Raw genomic sequence first — 21,722 nt, forward strand, 5'->3', positions numbered from 1 at the left:
CGCCGTATGCTGCCCACTGACGCACAGTTGCCGTTATCTTACCGCGATTCCCGGCGCCTTAACCCTGCTAACTGTAGAAAAAACCTGTTACGTTATAAAACGCTGCGCAACTCACAGAATCAGCCACAGTAAGATAGTTCTCATTCCGGTTTTGGCGTTGCGTCGTCAGACTGAACCCTCTACTATCGTTCCATAAATTCACCCAGAAACGATGAACTAATGCAGAAATTACGCCTGATTTGCCTTGCCGCGCTGAGCTTCAGCATCACTTGGGCCGCACATGCCGAAGATAAACGCTATATCTCCGATGAGTTAAGCACTTACGTCCATAGCGGCCCAGGTAATCAGTACCGTATTGTCGGCACTCTGAACGCCGGTGAAGAAGTCACCCTATTGAGCGTCAACGACAGCACCAACTACGGCCAGATCCGCGATCCGAAAGGCCGCACCACCTGGATCCCGCTCGACCAGCTCAGCCAGACGCCAAGCCTGCGCACTCGCGTGCCCGAGCTGGAACAGCAGGTGAAAACCCTGACCGACAAGCTGGCCAACATCGACAACACCTGGAACCAGCGCACCTCGGAAATGCAGGAGAAAGTCGCGGGCAGCGACAGCACCATCAGCAGCCTGCAGAAGGAAAACCAGGATCTGAAAAACCAGCTGGTGGTCGCGCAGAAGAAGGTCAACGCCGTTAACCTGCAGCTCGACGACAAGCAGCGCACCATTATCCTGCAATGGTTCATGTACGGGGGCGGCGTCGCCGGCGTCGGTTTGCTGCTAGGCCTGCTGTTGCCGCACCTGATCCCGCGCCGCAAGAACAACAACCGCTGGATGAACTGATCTCAGTATCGTTCAGTTTGAGTATGGGCGCCTGCGGGCGCCCTTTTCATTGGTGCCGACATCCCGCGGCCAATTCATGTAATCTGATAGACAGAGCCTTACACGATATTCAGGAGTCAACAGTGCAGATTTATCTGGTCGGCGGCGCCGTTCGCGACAGCCTGCTCAATATCCCGGTAGTCGATCATGATTGGGTGGTGGTGGGCGCCACGCCGGCGGAGCTGCTGGCATTGGGCTACCAACAGGTCGGCAAAGATTTCCCGGTGTTCCTCAACCCCGATTCTCATGAGGAGTACGCGCTGGCGCGCACCGAGCGCAAATCCGGCCAGGGGTACACCGGTTTTACCTGCTATGCCGCGCCGGACGTCACGCTGGAAGAAGATCTGCTGCGGCGCGATCTGACCATCAACGCCATCGCCCGCTCCGCCGAAGGGGAACTGATTGACCCTTACGGCGGCGTGGCCGATCTGCAGGCGCGCGTGCTGCGCCACGTTTCCGACGCGTTCGGCGAAGATCCGCTGCGCGTACTGCGCGTGGCCCGCTTCAATGCCCGCTTCGCCCACCTGGGTTTTCACATTGCCGACGAAACGCTCGCCCTGATGCGCCAAATGGCGCACGGCGGTGAACTGGCTGCGCTGACCGCCGAACGCGTCTGGAAGGAAACCGAAAAGGCGCTGCAAAGCCAGAGCCCGCAGGTCTATTTTCAGGTGCTGCGCGACTGTAATGCACTGGCGGTGCTGTTCCCGGAAATCGACGCGCTGTTCGGCGTTCCGGCCCCCGCCAAGTGGCACCCGGAGATCGACACCGGCGTGCACACGCTGATGGCGCTGGCGATTGCCGCCCGCCTCACGCCGGAGGTGGACGTGCGCTTCGCCACCCTGTGCCATGACCTCGGCAAGGGGTTGACGCCGAAAGAGTTCTGGCCGCATCACCACGGCCACGGCCCGGCGGGCGTGCGGCTGGTCGAAGCGCTGTGCCAGCGACTGCGGGTGCCCAACCCGGTGCGCGATCTGAGCAAGCTGGTGGCCGAGTACCATGATCTGATCCACACCGTGAACAAGCTGCGGCCGGAAACCCTGCTGAAGCTGTTCGACGCCATCGACGTCTGGCGCAAGCCCCAAAGGCTGGAGCAGATGATCCTGACCAGCGAAGCGGACGCGCGTGGCCGCACCGGCTTTGAGGAGAACCCTTATCCGCAGGGAGACTATCTGCGCCAGGCGTATCAGGTGGCGAACGCGGTATCTATTAAAGAAGTGGTCGCCAGCGGGCTGCAGGGCACCGCGATCCGCGATGAGCTCAAACGCCGCCGCCAGCAGGCGCTGGCCGACTGGAGGCTCAATCAAACTATCCTCAACGATCAGGCATAAAAAAACCCCGCAGAGCGGGGTTTTTTCTTGGCGTCGGGCTTACAGGAATACCATGTAAACCACGGCCGCCACGATAAAGCGGTAGATGGCGAACGGCACGAACGAGATGCGCTTGATCAGCGACAGGAAGGTCTTGATCGCAATCAGCGCCACCACGAAGGCCGTAACGAAACCGACGGCGAACATCGGCAGATCGCCCCAGGTCAGGAAGTGCAGGCTCTTGTACAGATCCAGGCCGCTGGCGCCAATCATCATCGGCACCGCCAAAATGAAGGAGAACTCGGACGCCGCATAGCGATTCACGCCCACCAGCATACCGCCGGCGATAGTGGAACCCGAACGGGAGAAGCCCGGCCACAGCGCCAGGCACTGGAAGCAGCCGATCATGAACGCCTGGCGATAGGTGATGTCATCCAGCCCTTCCGCGCTCGGTTTCTTCGGCTTCAGCCATTCCGCTGCCAGCAGCAGCAGGCCGCCGACCACCAACGCGTACATCACGTTTTTCGGCGCGAACAGCGACTTGATGAAATCATGGAAGGCCAGACCCAGCACCACCGCCGGGATCATCGCCAACAGGATGTGCCCCAGCTTCAGCTGGCCGCTGGTTTTGCCCTCGTGCTCCACCGGCTTGCCGCCGAAATGGATGCCGATCAGGCCGAACAGTCGGCGCCAGAACATCACCACCACGGCCAGGATCGACCCCAGTTGGATGATGACTTCAAAGGTTTTGGCTTTGTCGCCGGTAAAGCCCAGCCACTCGCCAACGATAATCATATGCCCGGTGGAAGACACCGGCAGAAATTCGGTTAACCCCTCAACAACCCCAAGAACAAACGCAATAAACAGTGAATGCATGTCAGCCATGTGCTTCGATCACCCCATAAAATAACGGCTATCACATAAAAAAGCGGCAATGCTTAAAGACAATGCCGCTAAAACAATTCTCAGGATTAAGACCAGGTTAACGGTCTTTCGTTGCAAGCAGATGACATAAAATTATGCGGGACGAGTGCCGCGCTCAATGATCACGCCGACCCGACTGGCATGTGCTACAGCGCCCGGTTTGCTGACCTTAATACGGACCCAGGGGGAATTGAAGCGCTGAAGCAAAATTTCGGATATTTCCTCCGCCACGCGTTCCACCAGCGCGAAGCGGTTCGACTCCACGTGCTGGATCACGGCGTCGCTGACGTCGGCATAGCTCAGACAGTCGGTTACGTCATCGCTGGCGGCGGCCGGCCGGTTATCCCAGCCCATTTCGATATCGAACACCAGCTTCTGACGAATGCCCTGTTCCCACTCATAAACGCCAATGGTGGTAATTACGGTAAGCTCTTCAATAAATACGATATCCATCACGTCATTCTCTGTTTTTGGCCTTGCCGGATACCACTTCCAGCGGAATGTGCGTATTATCCATAGATGTTGCGAGTAAAACGACCATTATTAAACGGAACCGCGTTATGAGTGCTACCGCGCTTGGCATGATTATCTTCGCGTATCTGTGCGGCTCGATTTCGAGCGCGATCCTGGTTTGCCGGATCGCCAGGCTGCCGGACCCGCGTGAGCATGGCTCAGGAAACCCCGGGGCGACCAACGTCCTGCGCATCGGCGGCCGGCTGGCGGCGGCGGCGGTGTTGGTGTTCGATATTCTGAAAGGGATGTTGCCGGTCTGGCTGGCCTACAAACTCGATGTGCCGCCGCTGTACCTCGGCCTGACGGCGATCGCCGCCTGCCTGGGGCACATCTATCCGGTATTCTTCCACTTTCGCGGCGGTAAAGGCGTGGCGACGGCGTTTGGCGCCATCGCGCCTATCGGTTGGGATCTGACCGGCCTGATGACCGGCACCTGGCTGCTGACGGTATTGCTCAGCGGCTACTCTTCGCTCGGCGCTATCGTCAGTGCGCTGATCGCCCCGTTCTACGTCTGGTGGTTCAAACCGCAGTTCACCTTCCCGGTGGCGATGCTCTCCTGCCTGATCCTGATGCGGCATCACGACAATATCCAGCGCCTGTGGCGCGGCCAGGAAGGCAAGATTTGGGGCAAGTTCCGCAAGAAGAAAAACGACGCGGATGCGGATAACGGCGACCAGCCGAAAGACGAATAACAGAAGGGCCGGATTATCCGGCCTTTTGCTTTATACCGCAGGCAGTTCCGCCAGCGGCCAGCGCGGCCGCACCGAAACGCTCAGCTCCGGGTTGGCGCCGCTCTTCAGGCGCACCATGCCGGCATAGGCGATCATCGCGCCGTTGTCGGTGCAAAATTCCGGGCGAGCATAGAACACTTCCCCGCCGCGTTTCTGCATCATCTCTGCCAGCTTGGCGCGCAACGTGCGGTTGGCGCTCACGCCGCCGGCCATCACCAGGCGTTTGAAGCCGGTTTGCTCCAGCGCACGTTTGCATTTGATCGCCAACGTATCTACCACCGCATCCTCGAAAGCGCGGGCGATGTCGGCACGCGTCTGATCGTCGTTGCCGTTGGAGCGAATGGTGTTGGCGGCGAAGGTTTTCAGCCCGGAGAAGCTGAAGTCCAGCCCCGGACGATCGGTCATCGGCCGCGGGAAGGTGAAGCGCCCCGCCGTGCCCTGCTGCGCCATCTTCGACAGCATCGGCCCGCCGGGATAATCCAGGCCGAGCAGCTTGGCGGTTTTGTCGAACGCTTCGCCGGCGGCATCGTCGATCGACTCGCCCAGCAGTTCATACTCACCGATGCCAGTGACGCTGATCAGCTGAGTGTGGCCGCCGGAGACCAGCAGCGCGACGAACGGGAACGCCGGCGGATTGTCTTCCAGCATCGGTGCCAGCAGGTGGCCTTCCATATGATGCACCGGCACTGCCGGCACGTTCCAGGCGAACGCCAGCGCGCGCCCCACGGTAGCACCGACCAGCAGCGCGCCCACCAGGCCAGGCCCGGCGGTATAGGCCACGCCGTCGATGTCGGCCGGGGTCAGGTTGGCCTCTTTCAGCGCCGCCTGAATCAGCGGCACGGTTTTGCGCACGTGATCGCGAGAGGCCAGTTCCGGCACTACGCCACCGTAGTCGGCGTGCAGCTTCACCTGACTGTATAATTGGTTGGCCAACAAACCGGTTTGATCGTCATACACTGCAATTCCGGTTTCATCGCAGGACGTTTCTATACCCAGTACTCGCATTACATTTCCCATCATTCACGTGCGGCCGCCAGTCTACCACATTCCGCCGCATTTACCGCCAGCGCGGCGCATCTTGTCACCGGCTCGCACCTATGTCGATGATTCATCCAGAAAAGGCCCAGGCGATTAAAGACGAGCATTTTTTTCTGATTAGTCTATAATCAGCGCCCGGTGCAAAATTGCGCACGTTGCGGCAGAGCGACGCGGGTTTCAATTTGCTGTGGTGCTTTACAAAGCAGCATCCATTGGAGTAAAATTCCGCACCATTTTGAAAAGGCTGGCGCTTGGCCAGCAACAAACCGAATTTTATTGAGGTGAGAGGCACATGCCGGTAATTAAAGTACGTGAAAACGAGCCATTTGACGTTGCTCTGCGTCGTTTCAAACGCTCTTGCGAGAAAGCGGGTGTTTTAGCTGAAGTTCGTCGTCGTGAGTTTTATGAAAAACCAACTACCGAACGTAAACGCGCTAAAGCTTCTGCTGTGAAACGTCACGCGAAGAAACTGGCTCGCGAAAACGCACGCCGCACTCGTCTGTATTAATTCTTCGGGGGCAACCCCACCGCGTGAATTTCTGATTTTCAAAATCGCGCAGACCGAGTAGTTGCATACGAAGGCCGTGCTTTCCGAAAGGAATGCGCGGCTTGTTCTCGTTTATAGGCTAATGAAGTAAGGGCTTATGGCTGGACGAATTCCGCGCGTATTTATCAATGACTTGCTGGCTCGCACCGACATCGTCGATCTGATCGACGCCCGCGTGAAGCTCAAGAAGCAAGGCAAGAACTACCACGCGTGCTGTCCGTTCCACCACGAAAAGACGCCTTCCTTTACCGTTAATGGCGAAAAGCAGTTTTATCACTGTTTTGGGTGTGGTGCGCACGGCAACGCCGTCGATTTTTTGATGAATTACGACCGACTCGAGTTTGTCGAAACCATCGAAGAGCTGGCGACCATGCACGGGCTGGAAGTGCCTTACGAAGCGGGCACCGGGCCAACCCAGATCGAACGCCATCAGCGCCAGAGCCTGTACCAACTGATGGAGCAGCTCAGCGCGTTCTATCAACAGTCACTGCAGCAGTCCTCCGGGGCACCGGCGCGCAGCTATTTGCAGCAGCGCGGATTAAGTGACGACGTTATTCGCCATTTCGCCATTGGCTTCGCGCCGGCGGGATGGGACAACGCCCTGAAGCGTTTCGGCCGCGACGCCGACTCGCGCCGCGCATTGAACGATGCCGGCATGCTGGTGACTAACGATCAGGGGCGTTCGTACGACCGTTTCCGCGAACGGGTGATGTTCCCCATCCGCGACAAACGCGGGCGCGTGATCGCCTTCGGCGGCCGCGTATTGGGCGACGGTATGCCGAAGTACCTGAACTCGCCGGAAACCGAAGTTTTCCATAAGGGCCGCCAGCTGTATGGCCTGTATGAAGCACAGCAGAACCACCCTACCCTCCAGCGGCTGCTGGTGGTGGAAGGGTATATGGACGTGGTGGCGTTGGCGCAATTCGGCATCGATTATGCCGTCGCCTCGCTCGGAACCTCGACGACGGCTGAACACATTCAGCTGCTGTTCCGCGCCACCGACAACGTCGTCTGCTGTTACGACGGTGACCGCGCCGGCCGCGAAGCGGCCTGGCGAGCGCTGGAAACCGCGCTGCCGTACCTGAACGACGGGCGCCAGCTGCGGTTCATGTTTTTGCCCGACGGCGAAGATCCGGACACCCTGGTGCGCCAGGAAGGCAAAGAAGCCTTCGAACAGCGAATGGAGCAGGCGCAGCCGCTGTCCACGTTCCTGTTCGAAAGTCTGCTGCCGCAGGTGGATCTGAGCAGCCCGGACGGGCGCGCCAAGCTGAGCACGCTGGCGCTGCCGCTGATTACTCAGGTGCCGGGCGAAACGTTGCGCTTGTACCTGCGCCAGGAGCTCGGCAACAAGCTGGGGCTGCTGGACGACAGCCAGCTCGACAAGCTGATGCCCAAGCAGGCGGAAAATGCGCATCCTTATCAGGCGCCCCAGCTAAAACGCACAACCATGCGTATACTGATAGGGTTACTGGTGCAAAATCCGCAGTTGGCTACACTTGTACCTTCTCTTGAAGGGTTGCAACACGCCAAACTACCAGGCCTGCCGCTGTTCAGCGAGCTGGTGAGCCTTTGCCTGGCTCAACCTGGAATAAAAACGGGCCAGATTCTGGAAGAATATCGGGATACAAAGTTCAGCGCTAACCTTGAAACTTTGTCTGCCTGGAACGATATATCAGATACAGAGATTGCAGAAAGAACCTTTCTGGACTCCCTGAATCATATGTTCGACTCTGTGCTCGAACAACGGTTAGAAGAGTTACTGGCACTCTCCCGTACGCAGGGCTTGAGCCCCTCAGAGCGAGAAGAAGTTCGTATGATCAACGAGTCAAGAGCTGGAAAGAAAAACTGAATACCAAACGGCTTAAGTGCCGATAATTGCGAGGGCAGAGCCCTGCACAGTGCCGCCATAGTGGGCCGCGGCGATAACGAAAACGCCCCAAATGCTATTGTTGGCGGTTTCGCCGACCGACACCAACCTAAATACTCTGAAGTGTGGATACCGTCTTATGGAGCAAAACCCGCAGTCACAGCTGAAGCTACTTGTCACCCGTGGTAAGGAGCAAGGCTATCTGACCTATGCTGAGGTCAATGACCATCTGCCGGAAGATATCGTCGACTCCGATCAGATCGAAGACATCATCCAGATGATTAACGACATGGGCATCCAGGTGATGGAAGAAGCACCGGACGCCGATGACCTGCTGCTCGCCGAAAACTCGAACAGCACGGACGAAGATGCGGAAGAAGCCGCCGCACAGGTTCTGTCCAGCGTGGAATCCGAAATCGGCCGCACCACCGACCCGGTGCGCATGTACATGCGCGAAATGGGTACCGTCGAACTGCTGACGCGCGAAGGCGAAATCGACATCGCCAAGCGCATCGAAGACGGCATCAACCAGGTGCAGTGCTCGGTTGCCGAATACCCGGAAGCCATTACCTACCTGCTTGAGCAGTACGATCGCGTCGAAGCGGGCGAAGCGCGCCTGTCCGATCTGATCACCGGCTTCGTCGATCCTAACGCGGAAGAGGACATCGCCCCTACCGCGACCCACATCGGTTCTGAGCTGTCGAGCGAAGAGCAAGACGACGACGAAGAAGATGAAGACGACGAAGACGACGACACCGAAGACGACAACAGCATCGATCCTGAGCTGGCGCGTCAGAAGTTCGCCGATCTGCGCGATCAGTACGAAACGACCCGTCTGGTGATCAAGAAGAACGGCCGCAGCCATGCCAGCGCCGCGGAAGAGATCCTGAAGCTGTCTGAAGTGTTCAAGCAGTTCCGCCTGGTACCGAAGCAGTTCGACTTCCTGGTCAACAGCATGCGCACCATGATGGATCGCGTTCGCACCCAGGAACGCATCATCATGAAGCTGTGCGTTGAACAGTGCAAAATGCCGAAGAAGAACTTCGTCACCCTGTTCGCCGGCAACGAAACCAGCGATTCCTGGTTCGAAGCCGCACTGGCGATGGCCAAGCCATGGTCGGAAAAACTGAAAGACGTGGCTGAAGACGTGCAGCGCAGCCTGCAGAAACTGCGTCAGATCGAAGAAGAAACCGGCCTGACCATCGAGCAGGTCAAAGACATCAACCGTCGCATGTCGATCGGTGAAGCGAAAGCCCGCCGCGCGAAGAAAGAGATGGTTGAGGCCAACCTGCGTCTGGTTATTTCCATCGCCAAGAAATACACCAACCGCGGCCTGCAGTTCCTGGATCTGATCCAGGAAGGCAACATCGGCCTGATGAAAGCGGTAGACAAGTTCGAATACCGCCGCGGCTACAAATTCTCGACGTACGCCACCTGGTGGATCCGTCAGGCTATCACCCGCTCCATCGCCGATCAGGCGCGCACCATCCGTATTCCGGTGCATATGATTGAGACCATCAACAAGCTCAACCGTATTTCGCGCCAGATGCTGCAAGAGATGGGCCGCGAGCCGACGCCGGAAGAGCTGGCCGAGCGCATGCTGATGCCGGAAGACAAGATCCGCAAGGTGCTGAAGATCGCCAAAGAGCCAATCTCGATGGAAACGCCGATCGGCGACGACGAAGATTCGCATCTGGGCGACTTCATCGAGGACACCACCCTCGAGCTGCCGCTGGATTCCGCGACGTCGGAAAGCCTGCGTTCCGCTACCCACGACGTGCTGGCCGGCCTGACCGCGCGCGAAGCGAAAGTGCTGCGCATGCGTTTCGGTATCGACATGAACACCGACCACACGCTGGAAGAGGTCGGCAAGCAGTTTGACGTAACCCGTGAGCGTATTCGTCAGATCGAAGCCAAGGCGCTGCGCAAGCTGCGTCACCCAAGCCGCTCCGAAGTGCTGCGCAGCTTCCTGGACGACTAAGTCCGGCTGCCGCCCCAAAAAACAAAAACCCCGTCCTGCCGGGGTTTTTTTATGCCTCAGAACATGCTGTTGCCGCTGGCGGTCTTCTCCGGCACCGGCTGCGTCACGTCCCAGTGTTCAACAATTTTCCCGGCGGCGTCGAGACGGAAGATATCGACGATCGCCGCGGTCTTGCCGGGCTCGCGCCCGCTGACCTCGACATGCAGGATCACATAGTCGCCGTCGACAAACGCCTGTTTAACCTCACTGTGCGAGTTGGGGTAACGCGTTTTTAGCAGCTCGACAAATTGACGAAAGCCCGCCACGCCGTCTTTGGCATTGGGGTTATGCTGCTTGTACTGCTCGCCTAAAAATGGTCGCGCGGCCGCAAAATCCTTGTTGTTCAGCCCCTGCCGATAAAACTCCAGCACGTTCTGCTTGTTGCGCGCTTCCTGCGGCGAATGCCCCGCCTGTGCAGCGCCGGTCACCAATAACAGCGCCATCACACAACCTTTCATCATCGATGTCATCGCATACTCCCTTATGTCATTGCAGCGCCAGGAACAGCTCGCGATAGCTGGCGGTCAGTTGCTCCAGCGTGGCGCGGTTCAATCCGCTGGGGTTGGGCAATACCCACACCTCGGTTTCCCCCAGCATCAGCGTCTGCTTGCCCCAAGGCGCGTTTTTCACCCCGAAGGCGGTGGTGAACGCCTGCTTGCCCAAAATCGCCAGCGCGCGCGGCTGATAGCGCAGGATCTTCTCTTGCAGCGCCTCACCGCCGCTGCGCAGCTCGTCGCGCGACAGCTCGCTGGCCGCCACCGTCGGGCGCGCCACCAGCGCGGTAATGCCGCAGCCGTTGTCCTTCAGCAGCTGCCACTGCTCCGGCGCCAGCTGGCGCTCGGTAAAGCCGGCCTGATGGATCACCTTCCAGAAGCGATTGCTGCCGTTGGCGAAAGGATAGCCCTGATGGGCGGAAGAAAGGCCGGGGTTGATGCCGCAAAACACCACCCGCAGATTGGGCGCCAGAAGTTCCATGAGTGTCGTGAGTCCATTGCAGGGATTTACTGCGGTTATCGCAAAATCCGCCAACAATTACAACAGGCTAGAACTGTGCAGAAAAGCAACATACGGGCGGGTAACAGTAGACCGCCGCTTAAGGATTCCCTATAATCTCGCGGCTTGGCCCCTTAGCTCAGTGGTTAGAGCAGGCGACTCATAATCGCTTGGTCGTTGGTTCAAACCCAACAGGGGCCACCAAATTTTAGCTTTAAAATCATATAAAAAAGCCACTTTTCTCGAAGTGGCTTTTTTATTTCGTGCTCACAGTGGCGGCAAAATGGCGGCAAAATGGCGGCAGTATGCCGGCACTATCAGTTATCTTTCCCCTCTTAACCAGCCTATAGCCAGACTCACCAGAAAGCCGGCAAAGAAAATCACGATAGCCGCAGCGATAGATTTCCACCACTCGTCAAACCAGAACAAGGCAACAAAGGCCGCAATGGAGAAAAGGCCAATGATAACGGACTCGGCCAGATCGGCCGTTTGGTGACCAACAAACTTAGTGAACTTCACAAGAAAGGATTTTAGCCAGTTCATTGATTTTCTTACTTAACGATAGGAAGTCATCATCACTTGATCATTAGTTAAAATCCAACCGCTGGCTTTTGATTGATCAATCCGCTATCGCTCGCTTCTCACAAGGCTACACAAAGCAATAGTAACAAACACCAGCAACAGGAATATTGCCGCGCTCAGAATTCGTTGCCACCCTTCGTCGAACCAGAACAGTGAGCCAAACGCAGCGACAGAAAATACCCCGCCCAAAATCGCTTCCACAAGGTGCGACAATCCTTTACCGAGCTTACTGCCCCAAGACTTTAGATAGCCCATGATTCACACCTTCACAGAACATTTTCGATTTGCTGGTATAGGCCAACAAAGGGTTCAAGATACTCCTCCGCCAGAAAGTAGATCATGTCCAGATTTCGTGGGGTGAGCTTATGGTACGTTGAGGGAGACAGTTCCCGCAAACGACGCGAAGAAACGGCGGCCTGTTCAATAATTCCTTGAGCTACGGCTTTCGTATCCATAGCAATCCCTTATCAGTGAGCTGGCCGTACCCTATAGCAACTTCGCTTAAAATATTAACACATCTCTTTCATCCTCTTAGAGAGCCCCGCCATAATGGCTTTTTTGTTTCCCGCCGCCGTGCCACACTTCTCTTTCGGCATTCCTGATTTATTCCGACTCATAAGGGCCCCTGCATGATCGTCAACTGCGGCCACGACAACCTCGACGCCTGGCTGGCGCTGCGCTCGGCGCTGTGGCCCACCTGCCCTCAGGAAGTGCACCGCGCGGAGATGCGCGAAATATTGGCTTCGCCGCACCACACCGCGTTTATGGCGCGGGGGCTGGACGGCGATTTCGTTGGCTTTGCCGAGATCGCGCTGCGCTACGATTACGTCAACGGCTGCGAATCGTCGCCGGTGGCATTTCTGGAAGGGATTTATACCGTCGAGTGCGCTCGCCGCCAGGGTTGGGCGGCGCGTTTGATCGCGCAGGTGCAGGAGTGGGCCAAGCAACAGGGGTGCAGCGAGCTGGCGTCGGATACCGACATCGCTAATCTGGACTCCCAGCGCCTGCACGCGGCGCTGGGCTTTGCCGAAACGGAGCGGGTGGTGTTTTACCGCAAAACGCTGGGCTGATCAGGCGATTTTGCTTTGCCGCTGATGCGCCAACTGCTCGGCGCGCAGCAGGATCTCCTGCAGATCGTCCTCGTCGATATCGAACAGATCCCCCTCCATCAGCGCCTCATGCAAATCGGCGCGGGTGATGGAAACGGCATCGATCGGCAAATTGGCCGGCTTGGCCTCCGCCGGCGCCAGCGCGTGCGGGTAGCGTCGCCCGGCCAGGTTATTGAACAGAATGGCCAGCGCCGCCAACAGCACCGAGTTCAGCAGCACCGGATACAGTACGAAGTCATAGCCCATCTGGTGAATGCCGGGGCCGCCGAGGATGGCGGTCAACGCCACCGCGCCGCCGGGTGGATGCAGGCAACGCAGCTTGAACATCAGGCCGATGGCCACCGCCGCCGCGGCGCCGCAGGCCAGGCCCGGATCGGGGATCAGCAGACCGGCGCTGACGCCCACCGTCGCCGCCAGCGCATTGCCGCCGACGATCGACCAGGGCTGCGCCAACGGGCTGTTGGGCACGCCGAACAGCAGCACCGCCGAAGCGCCCATCGGCGCGATAAACCACAGGTTCACCTCGCCCAAAATAAAGTGGCTGATCCAGCCGGCGAGCATCAGCCCCAAACCGGCGCCGACGCTGGAAATCAGCATCTCTCGCTTGCCCACCGCCAGCGGGTGCGGCCACAGGCGCGCGCATCCCACTTTCACTCTTTCTATCCACTGCGTCTTCATGTTACCCAATACGGCTCAATTCACGTGTTGGCAACAAATATATCACATCATCCTGAAGGAACTCACGGCGCCGTAAACCACGCCGCCCAAGAACTTTTAGCTAACAGATTGATTTTTAGCCTCCCCTCGACAATGATGAATGTTCCCCCTTTAACCCCGAGGAACCGCCGATGTCTCAACCGATCATCGAGCTTTACACCGACAGTGAATTTTTCAGCCCGTACGCCATGTCCGCCTTTGTCGTGCTGACGGAAAAAGGCATTCCGTTCACCGTGAAGACGGTGGACCTGGCGAAGGAAGAGAACAAAGAGGCGGCCTACGCGGCGCTGTCGCTCACCCGCCGGGTGCCGACGCTGGCGATCGGCGAATTCCAGCTCTCAGAGTCTTCGGCGATCGCCGAATACCTGGAAGACATCCACCCGGCCCACGCCATATACCCGCGCGACGTGAAGCTGCGCGCCAAAGCGCGCGAGATCCAGGCCTGGCTGCGCAGCGATCTGCTGCCGATCCGCGCCGAGCGTTCGACCGAGGTGGTGTTCAACAACGGCAAGTTCCCGCCGCTGTCCGAAGCCGCGCAAGAGGCCGCGCGCAAGCTGATCGCCGCCGTGGAAAAACTGCTGAGCCACGGGCAAGACAATCTGTTCAGGGAGTGGTGCATCGCCGACACCGATCTGGCGCTGATGCTCAACCGGCTGGTGATGCACGGTGATGCGGTGCCGGAGCGCGTGCGCCACTATGCGCACAAGCAGTGGCAGCGCCCTTCGGTGCAGGCCTGGCTGGCGTTGTCGGAAAAACGGCGCGCCTGAGAAAAAAATCGGCGGCCACGACGCCGCCGTTCTCAATGCCGAGAAACAACATCACTGCTTGAGGGAAGGCAAATCACCATCCAGAGGGCAGATAGCCTAACAATGAAGCGATGGCGTACACCGCGCTGGCCAGGTACAGCAACACAATGCTGACCTGCAGCAACGGGTGCGTGATCCAGTTGCACTGCCAGCGCGGGGTCTGGTCGCCCTGTTTGCGCGCACCGCGCAGGATCAGCATCGGCATGATCGACAGGATCACCCCGCTGAACACCCCGGCGAAGTAGAGCGCGTTGACGAACGACACCAGGCCGCTGTAGGCCAGCACGAACGGCGGCACCACCACCAGCAGCAGTACGCCGAAGCGGCGCAGCGGCAGCTCGTCGTTGCCCAGCCGGAACTTGTCGAAAATATTGGTCAGGAAGCTGCCGCCCAATCCCCAGTACGAGGTCAGCATCGCGCACAGCGCGAAGATGTTGGCGGAGAAGAACGCCCACTGCCCCAGCGCCTGGCCCCAGGAGATGGTGGCTACGTCGGAAATGCCATCCAGCCCGCTGAGCGCGATCACCGACATCGGCACCGCCGCCAGCAAAATGAAGGTCACGACCATGCCGACGATGATCGCCTTCGGCAGTTGCTCCGGCTTGTCGGCAAAGCCGCGCGCCATCTCCGGCACGATATACTGCGCCGAGAAGCAGAATACCACCACGTTGAACACCGGCACCATATAGCGCCAGTCGCCGTCCAGCAGGTTGCGCATCTGGGTGGTGTCTTTCAGCAGCGTCGCCGCCACCAGCGCGGTCAACATCACCACCATGCCGATGCTGATGAACTTCTCGCCGCGGCCGATCGCTTTCAAACCAAGGTACAGCACGCCGGCGGCGGGCACGAAGAACAGCAAGCTGCCCAGCGCCGGCGAGATGCCGAACAGCGATTGCAGTAGCTTGCCACTGCCGGTCATATAAGCGGTAAGCGCCCCGACGCTGTTGACGCACACCGAAGCGAACATCAGCCAGGCGCCCAGGCCACCGACGTAGCGCTTCGCCAGCCCACTCAGCTGCAGATGCGCGCGGGTGCGCAGCGTGGATTCGGCAACGTACAGCATGGTGATGGTGGTCAGGCTCCCCACCAGCACCAGCCAGAACAGCAGCGGCAGGAAACCGGCCTTGCTGGAAGCGTAGGCGATGGAGAGCACGCCGGCGCCGATGTTGGTGCCGACGATCATCGCCACCCCTTCGAGGAAACTTAACGATTTGGCGGGTGCAGGTGCTCGCACCCCGGCGGCAAGCGCCGGAGAAACAGAGATATTATCAGACATGCATCATCCTTTATCGCCCGGCGACGCTGGCCGCCGGGATGGGTTAACGTCCTGACGCTCAACAGCTCACATCGATACACAGGTATTTCAGCTCCAGATATTCTTCTATCCCGTAGCGCGATCCTTCACGCCCGAGCCCTGACTGTTTCACGCCGCCGAACGGCGCCACTTCGTTGGAAATCAACCCGGTGTTGATGCCGACCATGCCGTACTCCAGCGCTTCCGGCACCCGCCACTGGCGCGCAGCGTTCTGCGTGAACAGGTAGGCGGCCAGGCCGAATTCGGTGTCGTTGGCCATGGCGATGGCTTCCGCCTCGTCATGGAAACGGAACAGCGGCGCCACCGGCCCGAAGGTCTCTTCTTTGGCGAAGCGCATTTTCTGCGTCACGCCAGTCACCACCGTCGGCTGGAAGAAGGTGCCGCCCAACGCGTGCGGCTGGCCGCCGGTGGCGATCTGCGCTCCTTTGATCAGCGCATCGTCGATATGGCTCTGCACCTTCGCCACCGCATCGCTGTCGATCAGCGGCCCCTGGGTCGTGCCTTCCTGGCTACCGTCGCCGACTTTCAGCTGCTCGACCGCCGCCACCAGTTTCTCCGCCAGTCGTTCGTAGATGCCGTCCTGCACGTAGATGCGGTTGGCGCAGACGCAGGTCTGGCCGCTGTTGCGGAACTTGGAGGCCATGATGCCCGCCACTGCCGCGTCCAGATTGGCGTCGTCGAACACGATGACCGGCGCGTTACCGCCCAGCTCCAGCGACAGTTTCTTGATGCTCGGCGCGCACTGCGCCATCAGGATACGGCCGACCTCGGTCGAGCCGGTAAAGCTCAGCTTGCGCACCACCGGGCTGTCGCACAGCACCTTGCCCACTTGCGCTGCTTCGCCGGTCACCACCTGCAACACGCCGGCGGGAATGCCGGCGTCCTGCGCCAGCTTGGCCAACGCCAACGCGGTCAACGGCGTTTGCTCGGCCGGTTTGACGATGATGGCGCAACCGGCCGCCAGCGCCGGCGCCACCTTGCGGGTGATCATCGCCGCCGGGAAATTCCACGGGGTGATGGCCGCACACACGCCGATCGGCTGCTTCACCACCACCAGGCGCTGCGAAGCCTGCGGCGCCTGCAATACCGCGCCGTCCACCCGCTTGGCCTCTTCGGCGAACCAGGTGATGAACGACGCGGCGTACGCCACTTCGCCGCGCGCTTCCGCCAGCGATTTGCCCTGCTCGGCGGTCATCAGCTGTGCCAGATCTTCCTGTGCGGCCAGCACCTTGTCGGCCCAGGCCAGCAGCAGCGCGGAACGCTGCTTGGCGGTCAGCTGTTTCCACTCGTTTTGCGCCCGCTGCGCCGCCGCGATCGCCTGCTGGGTTTCCTCTTCGCTGACCAGCGGAATGCTGGCCAGTTCGGCGCCGGTGGCCGGATTGATCACCGCTTCGCGCTTGCCGCTCAGGGCATCGCACCATTCGCCGTTGATCAGACACTGGCTGCGCAACAGCTCGGGATTATTCAATTTCATGCCGTTCACTCCTTAGTGGGCCAGCGCGCGGGACAGGATGCCCATCGCCTTGGTGAACTGATCGTCCGGGATGGTCAGCGGGTACAGGAAGCGAATCACGTTGCCGTTCACGCCGCAGCTCAGTAGCAGCAGCCCTTCTTCCATCGCTTTCTGCTGCACCTGACGGGTGATATCGGCAGATGGTTTGCCGGTGGCCGGATCGTTGAATTCCACCGCCACCATCGAACCTTGCGCACGCACATCGGCGATCGCCGGGCTGGTTTTGCGCGCCTGCTGCAGCACTTCCACCAGGTGCTGCCCCAAGCGCTGGGCGCGCTGGCACAGCTGCTCTTCTTCGATCACGTCCAGCACCGCATGCGCCGCGGCCACCGCCAGCGGGTTACCGGCGTAGGTGCCGCCCAGCCCGCCCGGCGCCGGCGCGTCCATCACCTCGGCGCGGCCCGCCACCGCCGACAGCGGCATGCCGCCCGCCAGGCTTTTCGCCATGGTGATCAGATCCGGTTTAACGCTGTAGTGCTCCATGGCGAACAGCTTGCCGGTACGGGCGAAGCCGGTCTGCACTTCGTCGGCGATCAGCAGGATGCCATGCTGGTCGCACAGCGCGCGCAGCGCCTGCATGAATTCGGCCGGCGCCACGTTGAAGCCGCCTTCGCCCTGCACCGGCTCCAGCACGATCGCCGCCACCTGCTTGGGATCGATATCCGCTTTAAACAGGCGGTCCAGGCTGCTCATCGCGTCTTCGGTGGTCACGCCGTACAGCGCGTTCGGGTACTGGCCGTGGAACACCGAGCCGGGGAATGGGCCAAAGCCCAGTTTGTAAGGCGCCACTTTGCCGGTCAGCGCCATGGTCATGTAGGTGCGGCCGTGGAAACCGCCGCCGAAGGTGATCAAGCCCGGGCGGCCGGTGTAAGCGCGGGCGATCTTCACCGCGTTTTCCACCGCTTCCGCGCCGGTGGTGAAGAAGGCGGTTTTACACGGGCCGGCGATCGGCGCGCGCTGATTGATGCGCTCTGCCAACGAGACATAGCTTTCGTAAGGAACGATCTGATAGGCGGTGTGGGTGAAGGCCTGCAGCTGCTTTTCAATCGCGGCGATCACCTTCGGGTGGCGATGGCCGGTGTTCAGCACGGCGATCCCCGAGGCGAAATCTATCACTTCTTTGCCTTCCACATCCCACAGCGTAGCGTTCTCTGCGCGCTCGGCGTAAAAACCACACATCACGCCCACTCCGCGCGGGGTGGCGTCCTGACGGCGTTGGTTCAATTCTGCGTTTTTCATGCTGTTCTCTCCGGTCGGTGCCAGTTACACGTTTCGTTCACATTCGTGAAACAATGACGTTTATTTACACAGGATGTGGCCCTATAATCGAGTGCCAGTTACGAATAATTGAGGGATCCAATTGCGCTCATTGAGTGGTGACCTGTTGCTGCAGCGCCTTGGCGAACAGCCCGATGACAAGCTGCACAAGCGGCTTTACAACGCGATCCGCACCAGCATTCTCGACGGCAGCCTGCCGCCCTCCAGCCGCCTGCCCGCCTCGCGCGATCTGGCGCAGGAGCTCAGCCTATCCCGCAACACTGTATTAACCGTTTATGAACAACTGCTGGCGGAAGGTTACGTGTCGGCGCGCGCCGGCAGCGGCACCTTCGTCGCCGACACGGTGCCGGACAGCTGCCTCTCCACCGGCGGCGCCCCGGCGAACGGCAGCGGGCAACCGCGCCGCGTCGAACTGTCGGAGCGCGGCGCCACGCTGCTGCACCACGCCAGCGCCAGCCCCAAACAGTGGGGGGCGTTCATTCCCGGCGTGCCCGACGTCAACGCCTTTCCCCATCAGCTGTTCAGCAAGATCCAGGCGAGGCTCAGCCGCCGTCCGGCGCCGCAACGGCTGACCTACAGCAATCAGGGCGGTAGCCCGGAGCTGCAGCATGCGTTGGTGGAGTATTTACGGGTGGCGCGCTCGGTGCACTGCTCGCCGGAACAGATCCTGATCACCGAAGGCATCCATCAGGCGATCGATCTGGTGACGCGCATGTTGTGCAATCCGGGGGATGACGCTTGGATCGAAGAGCCGGGCTATTGGGGGATCCGCAATATCCTGCGCATCAATGCGCTGAATATCTGCCCGCTGGCGGTGGACGAAGCCGGGCTGGTTCCGCCGGAGCAGCCGACCACCCCGCCGCGGCTGATCTTCGTGACCCCGTCGCACCAGTATCCGCTCGGCTCGGTGATGAGCCTGGCGCGGCGCCAACGGCTGCTGGCGCTGGCGCGCAACGCCGGCGGTTGGATCGTCGAGGACGACTACGACAGCGAATTCCGCTTTTCCGGCCAACCGATCCCGGCGCTGCAAGGCCTGGAGGCCGATGCGCCGGTGATTTACATCGGCACCTTCAGCAAGACGCTCTACCCAGCGCTGCGCCTCGGCTATGTGGTGTTGCCGCCGCCGCTGGTGCAGGCGCTGAAAACCGCCCACGCCGAGCTGTACCGCGGCGGGCACCTGCTGATTCAGAGCGCGCTGGCGGAGTTTATTCAGGCGGGGCACTACACTGCACATATCCGCCGCATGCGGTTGCTGTACGCCCGGCGGCGCGCTTTTCTGACCGGATTGATCGAACAGCACCTCGGCAAACAGGCGCTCAGCGAGTTCAACAGCAACGCCGGATTGCACCTGATCCTCAATCTGCCGGACGAGGCCGACGACGTGGCGATCGCCGCCGCTGCCGCCGCGCACGGGGTGCTGGTGCGGCCGCTGTCGCGCTACTATATGCTGCCCAACCGCCGGCGCGGCCTGCTGATGGGGTTTGCCTGCGTACCGGAAGAGCAGATGGCCGCGGCCTTCACCCAGCTGCTGGCGTGCATTAACGCGCCCGAGATGAAAAAGGCGGCCCCTTAGGGCCGCCTTCCCGCGTTACCAGGCCTTAAGCCGCCAGCCGTCCGCCTGCCGGTTCAGGCGGTGCGTCGGCCGCAGCGCCTGCAGGAAGTCTTCGTCGTGCGATACCACCAGCATCGCGCCGGGGAAATCCGCCAGGGCGGTTTCGATCGCCAGCGACGACGCCAGATCCAGGTGGTTGGTCGGTTCGTCCAGCAACAGCAGCTGCGCCGGTTGTCGCCGCCACAGCGCGCAGGCCAGCGCCGCCTTGAGCCGTTCGCCGCCGCTCAGCGAGCCCAGCGGCAGCGCGATGCGATCCGCACCAAGCTGCAGCTGCGCCAGCCGGGTACGCAACGCGCCTTCCGCCAGCGGCGAATCCTGCAGCCCCAGATGGTCCATCACCGACAGACTCGGGTCGAGCTGCGACAGGGTTTGATCGAGGTAGGCCGTCGACAGCGGGCAATGACAATGGCCGGAAAGCGCCGCCAGCTGACCGAGAATGGTCTTCAGCAAGGTGGATTTGCCGCAGCCGTTGGGGCCGGTCAACGCCACGCGCATCGGGCCGTCGATCCGCAGATCCAGCGGCGGCGCGCTGACGAACGGCAGCTGCAGCTGCTCGAGCACCAGCACCTGCTTGTTCGCGCTCACTTCACTGCCCGGCAGCGCCAGCAACACCGGTTGCTCGTCTTCCACCCGCTGATAGGCCTCGCGCACCGCCGAATCGAGGCTGTCGCGCTGCTCCTGATGCTGTTTGCGCAGCGTGCCGAGGCTCTCCTTCGCCGCCGACTTGTAGGCCACTCGCTCGAAAGAGGCGATATTCAGCGTATCGACGACGCGTAGCGTTTGCGCCGAGCGTCGCTGGCTCATGTCGTGCTCTTTCTGCTGGCGGGCGCGGGTGCGGCGGCGCTCCTCGCGCGCATGCTCCAGATCGGCGCGCGCCGCCTGCTGCTCCGTATCGCGCTGGCGCCGGTAGTCGTCGTAGTTGCCGCCGTAGCTGCGCAGCGCGCCGGGCGTCAGTTCGACAATGCGCTCCATACGCCCCAGCAGCTGCCGGTCATGGCTGGCGATCAGCAGCCCGCCGCGCCACTGATCCAACTGCTGATACAGCCAGGCGCGCCCGGCGCTGTCGAGGTGATTGGTCGGTTCGTCCAACAGCAGATAATCCGCCTCCCCTAGAAAAGCGCCGCACAGCGCCGCGCGCATCCGTTCGCCGCCGCTCAAGTCGCACGCGGATCGCAGCGGATCGAAGGCTGGCAGCCCGGCGGCGGCGAAGGCGCTTTGCAGACGATCTTTGAGATCCCAGCGTCCTTCCAGACGATCGATATCGTCCGCCAACGGCCGCCCCTGCTCGATGCGCGCCAGCGCGGCGAAGACCTCGCCGTAGCCCAGCAGCTGCGCCAGCGTGGTGCCCGCCGCGATCTCCGGCTGCTGCGCAACGTAAGCCAATGCGGCATGGGATTCAACGTGCCCGTTGCCCGGCAGATCCCGCCCGGCGATCAGGCGCAGCAGCTGGGTTTTGCCGACGCCGTTGCGCCCCACCAGGCCGCAGCTCTGCCGATCGAAAGCGAGATCCAGCGGGCCGAACAGCGTTTCGCCGTCAGCAAATTGGCAGGTCAGTTGATGTAAAACGAAATAAGGGGACTGCGCAAAATGAGCCATAAGCACTCCTGAATGAGATCAAAAACATCCCCACAGGGCGCGGGAGCGCACAGCGTGGGACCAGATATCAACAGGTGTGGTTGTTCATTTTCGGTTATGGCTCCGCAGAGAGAAGGAATTTGCAACGCGCAAAGGTTAACCGATCTTTTGTTGGTTATGCAAACGTTGCCTGAGATTCATGACGTCTATCACATTCGGCACAACGCAGATTCCCAAGCGGCGCGACAACGGCTAGATTTATCTCATCCGACCACTTGTGTTCACATAATAATAACAGATGCTCATCCCCAATCGCTTTCAACCTGCAGCTAGGCGGCAAGTTCGGGCGTTCCCAGGAGCTTACTCAAGTAAGTGACTGGGGCGAGCGAACGCAGG

Annotated in this window: 22 protein-coding genes and 1 tRNA gene; 10 read left to right on the forward strand and 13 right to left on the reverse strand. The window is 60.4% G+C overall.

The window, feature by feature from the left end:
• Positions 1–219 precede the first annotated feature (219 nt).
• Both C9411_RS11065 and C9411_RS11070 read left to right on the forward strand, forming a co-directional pair.
• Entirely contained in the window at positions 220–840 is a 621-nt protein-coding gene (locus C9411_RS11065) for a TIGR04211 family SH3 domain-containing protein (protein WP_019453078.1), read from the forward strand.
• A 122-nt stretch (positions 841–962) separates the two neighbouring features.
• Positions 963–2,207, forward strand: coding sequence for a multifunctional CCA addition/repair protein (locus C9411_RS11070; protein WP_063988658.1), 1,245 nt, complete (start codon positions 963–965; stop codon positions 2,205–2,207).
• 39 nt (positions 2,208–2,246) lie between these two features.
• Here the strand turns inward: C9411_RS11070 and bacA are convergent, their stop codons facing one another.
• Positions 2,247–3,071 carry an undecaprenyl-diphosphate phosphatase gene (gene bacA / locus C9411_RS11075; RefSeq protein WP_004937204.1) on the reverse strand — a complete coding sequence of 275 codons (825 nt, stop codon included), beginning with the start codon at positions 3,069–3,071 and terminating at the stop codon, positions 2,247–2,249.
• A gap of 132 nt (positions 3,072–3,203) precedes the next feature.
• Entirely contained in the window at positions 3,204–3,563 is a 360-nt protein-coding gene (gene folB, locus C9411_RS11080) for a bifunctional dihydroneopterin aldolase/7,8-dihydroneopterin epimerase (protein ID WP_019453081.1), read from the reverse strand.
• Between the two features lie 107 nt (positions 3,564–3,670).
• On the opposite strand from folB, the gene plsY reads away from it, so the two are divergent.
• Positions 3,671–4,315, forward strand: a complete 645-nt coding sequence (gene plsY / locus C9411_RS11085) for a glycerol-3-phosphate 1-O-acyltransferase PlsY (protein WP_063988657.1) — start codon at positions 3,671–3,673, stop codon at positions 4,313–4,315.
• Between the two features lie 30 nt (positions 4,316–4,345).
• Here the strand turns inward: plsY and tsaD are convergent, their stop codons facing one another.
• A complete protein-coding gene (tsaD, locus tag C9411_RS11090; protein ID WP_004937199.1) occupies positions 4,346–5,359 on the reverse strand; it encodes a tRNA (adenosine(37)-N6)-threonylcarbamoyltransferase complex transferase subunit TsaD in 1,014 nt (337 codons plus the stop codon).
• Positions 5,360–5,684: 325 nt separating this feature from the next.
• Between tsaD and rpsU the strand changes: the two genes are divergently transcribed.
• The 3 genes from rpsU (at position 5,685) to rpoD (ending at position 9,787) form a co-directional block, all read left to right on the forward strand.
• Complete coding sequence (gene rpsU, locus C9411_RS11095) at positions 5,685–5,900, forward strand: 30S ribosomal protein S21 (protein WP_001144069.1); 216 nt, start codon at positions 5,685–5,687, stop codon at positions 5,898–5,900.
• 136 nt (positions 5,901–6,036) lie between these two features.
• On the forward strand, positions 6,037–7,788 hold the full coding sequence (gene dnaG, locus C9411_RS11100) for a DNA primase (protein WP_063988655.1): 1,752 nt from the start codon (positions 6,037–6,039) through the stop codon (positions 7,786–7,788).
• A 157-nt stretch (positions 7,789–7,945) separates the two neighbouring features.
• Positions 7,946–9,787, forward strand: a complete 1,842-nt coding sequence (gene rpoD, locus C9411_RS11105; protein ID WP_063988654.1) for an RNA polymerase sigma factor RpoD — start codon at positions 7,946–7,948, stop codon at positions 9,785–9,787.
• Positions 9,788–9,843: 56 nt separating this feature from the next.
• Here the strand turns inward: rpoD and C9411_RS11110 are convergent, their stop codons facing one another.
• Both C9411_RS11110 and mug read right to left on the reverse strand, forming a co-directional pair.
• Complete coding sequence (locus tag C9411_RS11110; protein ID WP_107227062.1) at positions 9,844–10,296, reverse strand: nuclear transport factor 2 family protein; 453 nt, start codon at positions 10,294–10,296, stop codon at positions 9,844–9,846.
• A 16-nt stretch (positions 10,297–10,312) separates the two neighbouring features.
• Complete coding sequence (gene mug / locus C9411_RS11115; RefSeq protein WP_107227063.1) at positions 10,313–10,801, reverse strand: G/U mismatch-specific DNA glycosylase; 489 nt, start codon at positions 10,799–10,801, stop codon at positions 10,313–10,315.
• A gap of 146 nt (positions 10,802–10,947) precedes the next feature.
• Here mug and C9411_RS11120 point away from each other — a divergent pair.
• Positions 10,948–11,023: transfer RNA gene (locus tag C9411_RS11120), tRNA-Ile, on the forward strand.
• Positions 11,024–11,140: 117 nt separating this feature from the next.
• On the opposite strand, the gene C9411_RS11125 is transcribed toward C9411_RS11120, so the two are convergent.
• The 3 genes from C9411_RS11125 to C9411_RS11135 form a co-directional block, all read right to left on the reverse strand.
• A complete protein-coding gene (locus C9411_RS11125; protein ID WP_063988638.1) occupies positions 11,141–11,362 on the reverse strand; it encodes a hypothetical protein in 222 nt (73 codons plus the stop codon).
• 84 nt (positions 11,363–11,446) lie between these two features.
• Positions 11,447–11,656, reverse strand: a complete 210-nt coding sequence (locus C9411_RS11130; protein ID WP_107227064.1) for a hypothetical protein — start codon at positions 11,654–11,656, stop codon at positions 11,447–11,449.
• 11 nt (positions 11,657–11,667) lie between these two features.
• On the reverse strand, positions 11,668–11,856 hold the full coding sequence (locus tag C9411_RS11135) for a hypothetical protein (protein ID WP_107227065.1): 189 nt from the start codon (positions 11,854–11,856) through the stop codon (positions 11,668–11,670).
• Positions 11,857–12,030: 174 nt separating this feature from the next.
• Between C9411_RS11135 and aac(6') the strand changes: the two genes are divergently transcribed.
• Positions 12,031–12,471 (forward strand): aminoglycoside 6'-N-acetyltransferase, encoded by a 441-nt coding sequence (gene aac(6'), locus C9411_RS11140; RefSeq protein WP_107227066.1) that lies wholly within the window; start codon positions 12,031–12,033, stop codon positions 12,469–12,471.
• Here aac(6') and C9411_RS11145 read toward each other — a convergent pair whose 3' ends face one another.
• Entirely contained in the window at positions 12,472–13,188 is a 717-nt protein-coding gene (locus C9411_RS11145; RefSeq protein WP_107227067.1) for an HPP family protein, read from the reverse strand.
• 170 nt (positions 13,189–13,358) lie between these two features.
• On the opposite strand from C9411_RS11145, the gene yfcF reads away from it, so the two are divergent.
• The gene (gene yfcF, locus C9411_RS11150; RefSeq protein WP_107227068.1) at positions 13,359–13,994 is read left to right on the forward strand and encodes a glutathione transferase; all 636 of its coding nucleotides are present in this window, start codon (positions 13,359–13,361) and stop codon (positions 13,992–13,994) included.
• Between the two features lie 73 nt (positions 13,995–14,067).
• Here yfcF and C9411_RS11155 read toward each other — a convergent pair whose 3' ends face one another.
• Genes C9411_RS11155 through C9411_RS11165 form a run of 3 tightly spaced genes read right to left on the reverse strand, consistent with a single transcriptional unit; the run spans position 14,068 to position 18,100 of the window.
• Positions 14,068–15,309 (reverse strand): amino acid permease, encoded by a 1,242-nt coding sequence (locus C9411_RS11155; RefSeq protein WP_063988633.1) that lies wholly within the window; start codon positions 15,307–15,309, stop codon positions 14,068–14,070.
• A gap of 58 nt (positions 15,310–15,367) precedes the next feature.
• Positions 15,368–16,822, reverse strand: coding sequence for an NAD-dependent succinate-semialdehyde dehydrogenase (locus C9411_RS11160; protein WP_038879538.1), 1,455 nt, complete (start codon positions 16,820–16,822; stop codon positions 15,368–15,370).
• Between the two features lie 12 nt (positions 16,823–16,834).
• Positions 16,835–18,100, reverse strand: coding sequence for a 4-aminobutyrate--2-oxoglutarate transaminase (locus tag C9411_RS11165; RefSeq protein ID WP_063988632.1), 1,266 nt, complete (start codon positions 18,098–18,100; stop codon positions 16,835–16,837).
• A 121-nt stretch (positions 18,101–18,221) separates the two neighbouring features.
• Here C9411_RS11165 and C9411_RS11170 point away from each other — a divergent pair, with 121 nt between their 5' ends.
• Positions 18,222–19,712, forward strand: coding sequence for a PLP-dependent aminotransferase family protein (locus C9411_RS11170; protein ID WP_107227069.1), 1,491 nt, complete (start codon positions 18,222–18,224; stop codon positions 19,710–19,712).
• 15 nt (positions 19,713–19,727) lie between these two features.
• Here the strand turns inward: C9411_RS11170 and C9411_RS11175 are convergent, their stop codons facing one another.
• Entirely contained in the window at positions 19,728–21,347 is a 1,620-nt protein-coding gene (locus C9411_RS11175) for an ABC-F family ATP-binding cassette domain-containing protein (protein WP_107227070.1), read from the reverse strand.
• Between the last annotated feature and the right edge of the window lie 375 nt (positions 21,348–21,722).

It is taken from the genome of Serratia sp. Nf2, from assembly GCF_003028435.1.
In the GTDB taxonomy this organism is placed as follows: Bacteria; Pseudomonadota; Gammaproteobacteria; order Enterobacterales; family Enterobacteriaceae; genus Serratia; species Serratia marcescens_L.

Coding starts and splice junctions, on each gene's coding strand:
- C9411_RS11065 (WP_019453078.1), top strand. CDS start 220: ATGCAGAAATTACGCCTGATTTGCCTTGCCGCGCTGAGCTTCAGCATC.
- bacA (WP_004937204.1), bottom strand. CDS start 3,071: ATGGCTGACATGCATTCACTGTTTATTGCGTTTGTTCTTGGGGTTGTT.
- folB (WP_019453081.1), bottom strand. CDS start 3,563: ATGGATATCGTATTTATTGAAGAGCTTACCGTAATTACCACCATTGGC.
- plsY (WP_063988657.1), top strand. CDS start 3,671: ATGAGTGCTACCGCGCTTGGCATGATTATCTTCGCGTATCTGTGCGGC.
- tsaD (WP_004937199.1), bottom strand. CDS start 5,359: ATGCGAGTACTGGGTATAGAAACGTCCTGCGATGAAACCGGAATTGCA.
- rpsU (WP_001144069.1), top strand. CDS start 5,685: ATGCCGGTAATTAAAGTACGTGAAAACGAGCCATTTGACGTTGCTCTG.
- dnaG (WP_063988655.1), top strand. CDS start 6,037: ATGGCTGGACGAATTCCGCGCGTATTTATCAATGACTTGCTGGCTCGC.
- rpoD (WP_063988654.1), top strand. CDS start 7,946: ATGGAGCAAAACCCGCAGTCACAGCTGAAGCTACTTGTCACCCGTGGT.
- C9411_RS11110 (WP_107227062.1), bottom strand. CDS start 10,296: ATGACATCGATGATGAAAGGTTGTGTGATGGCGCTGTTATTGGTGACC.
- mug (WP_107227063.1), bottom strand. CDS start 10,801: ATGGAACTTCTGGCGCCCAATCTGCGGGTGGTGTTTTGCGGCATCAAC.
- C9411_RS11125 (WP_063988638.1), bottom strand. CDS start 11,362: ATGAACTGGCTAAAATCCTTTCTTGTGAAGTTCACTAAGTTTGTTGGT.
- C9411_RS11130 (WP_107227064.1), bottom strand. CDS start 11,656: ATGGGCTATCTAAAGTCTTGGGGCAGTAAGCTCGGTAAAGGATTGTCG.
- C9411_RS11135 (WP_107227065.1), bottom strand. CDS start 11,856: ATGGATACGAAAGCCGTAGCTCAAGGAATTATTGAACAGGCCGCCGTT.
- C9411_RS11145 (WP_107227067.1), bottom strand. CDS start 13,188: ATGAAGACGCAGTGGATAGAAAGAGTGAAAGTGGGATGCGCGCGCCTG.
- yfcF (WP_107227068.1), top strand. CDS start 13,359: ATGTCTCAACCGATCATCGAGCTTTACACCGACAGTGAATTTTTCAGC.
- C9411_RS11155 (WP_063988633.1), bottom strand. CDS start 15,309: ATGTCTGATAATATCTCTGTTTCTCCGGCGCTTGCCGCCGGGGTGCGA.
- C9411_RS11160 (WP_038879538.1), bottom strand. CDS start 16,822: ATGAAATTGAATAATCCCGAGCTGTTGCGCAGCCAGTGTCTGATCAAC.
- C9411_RS11165 (WP_063988632.1), bottom strand. CDS start 18,100: ATGAAAAACGCAGAATTGAACCAACGCCGTCAGGACGCCACCCCGCGC.
- C9411_RS11175 (WP_107227070.1), bottom strand. CDS start 21,347: ATGGCTCATTTTGCGCAGTCCCCTTATTTCGTTTTACATCAACTGACC.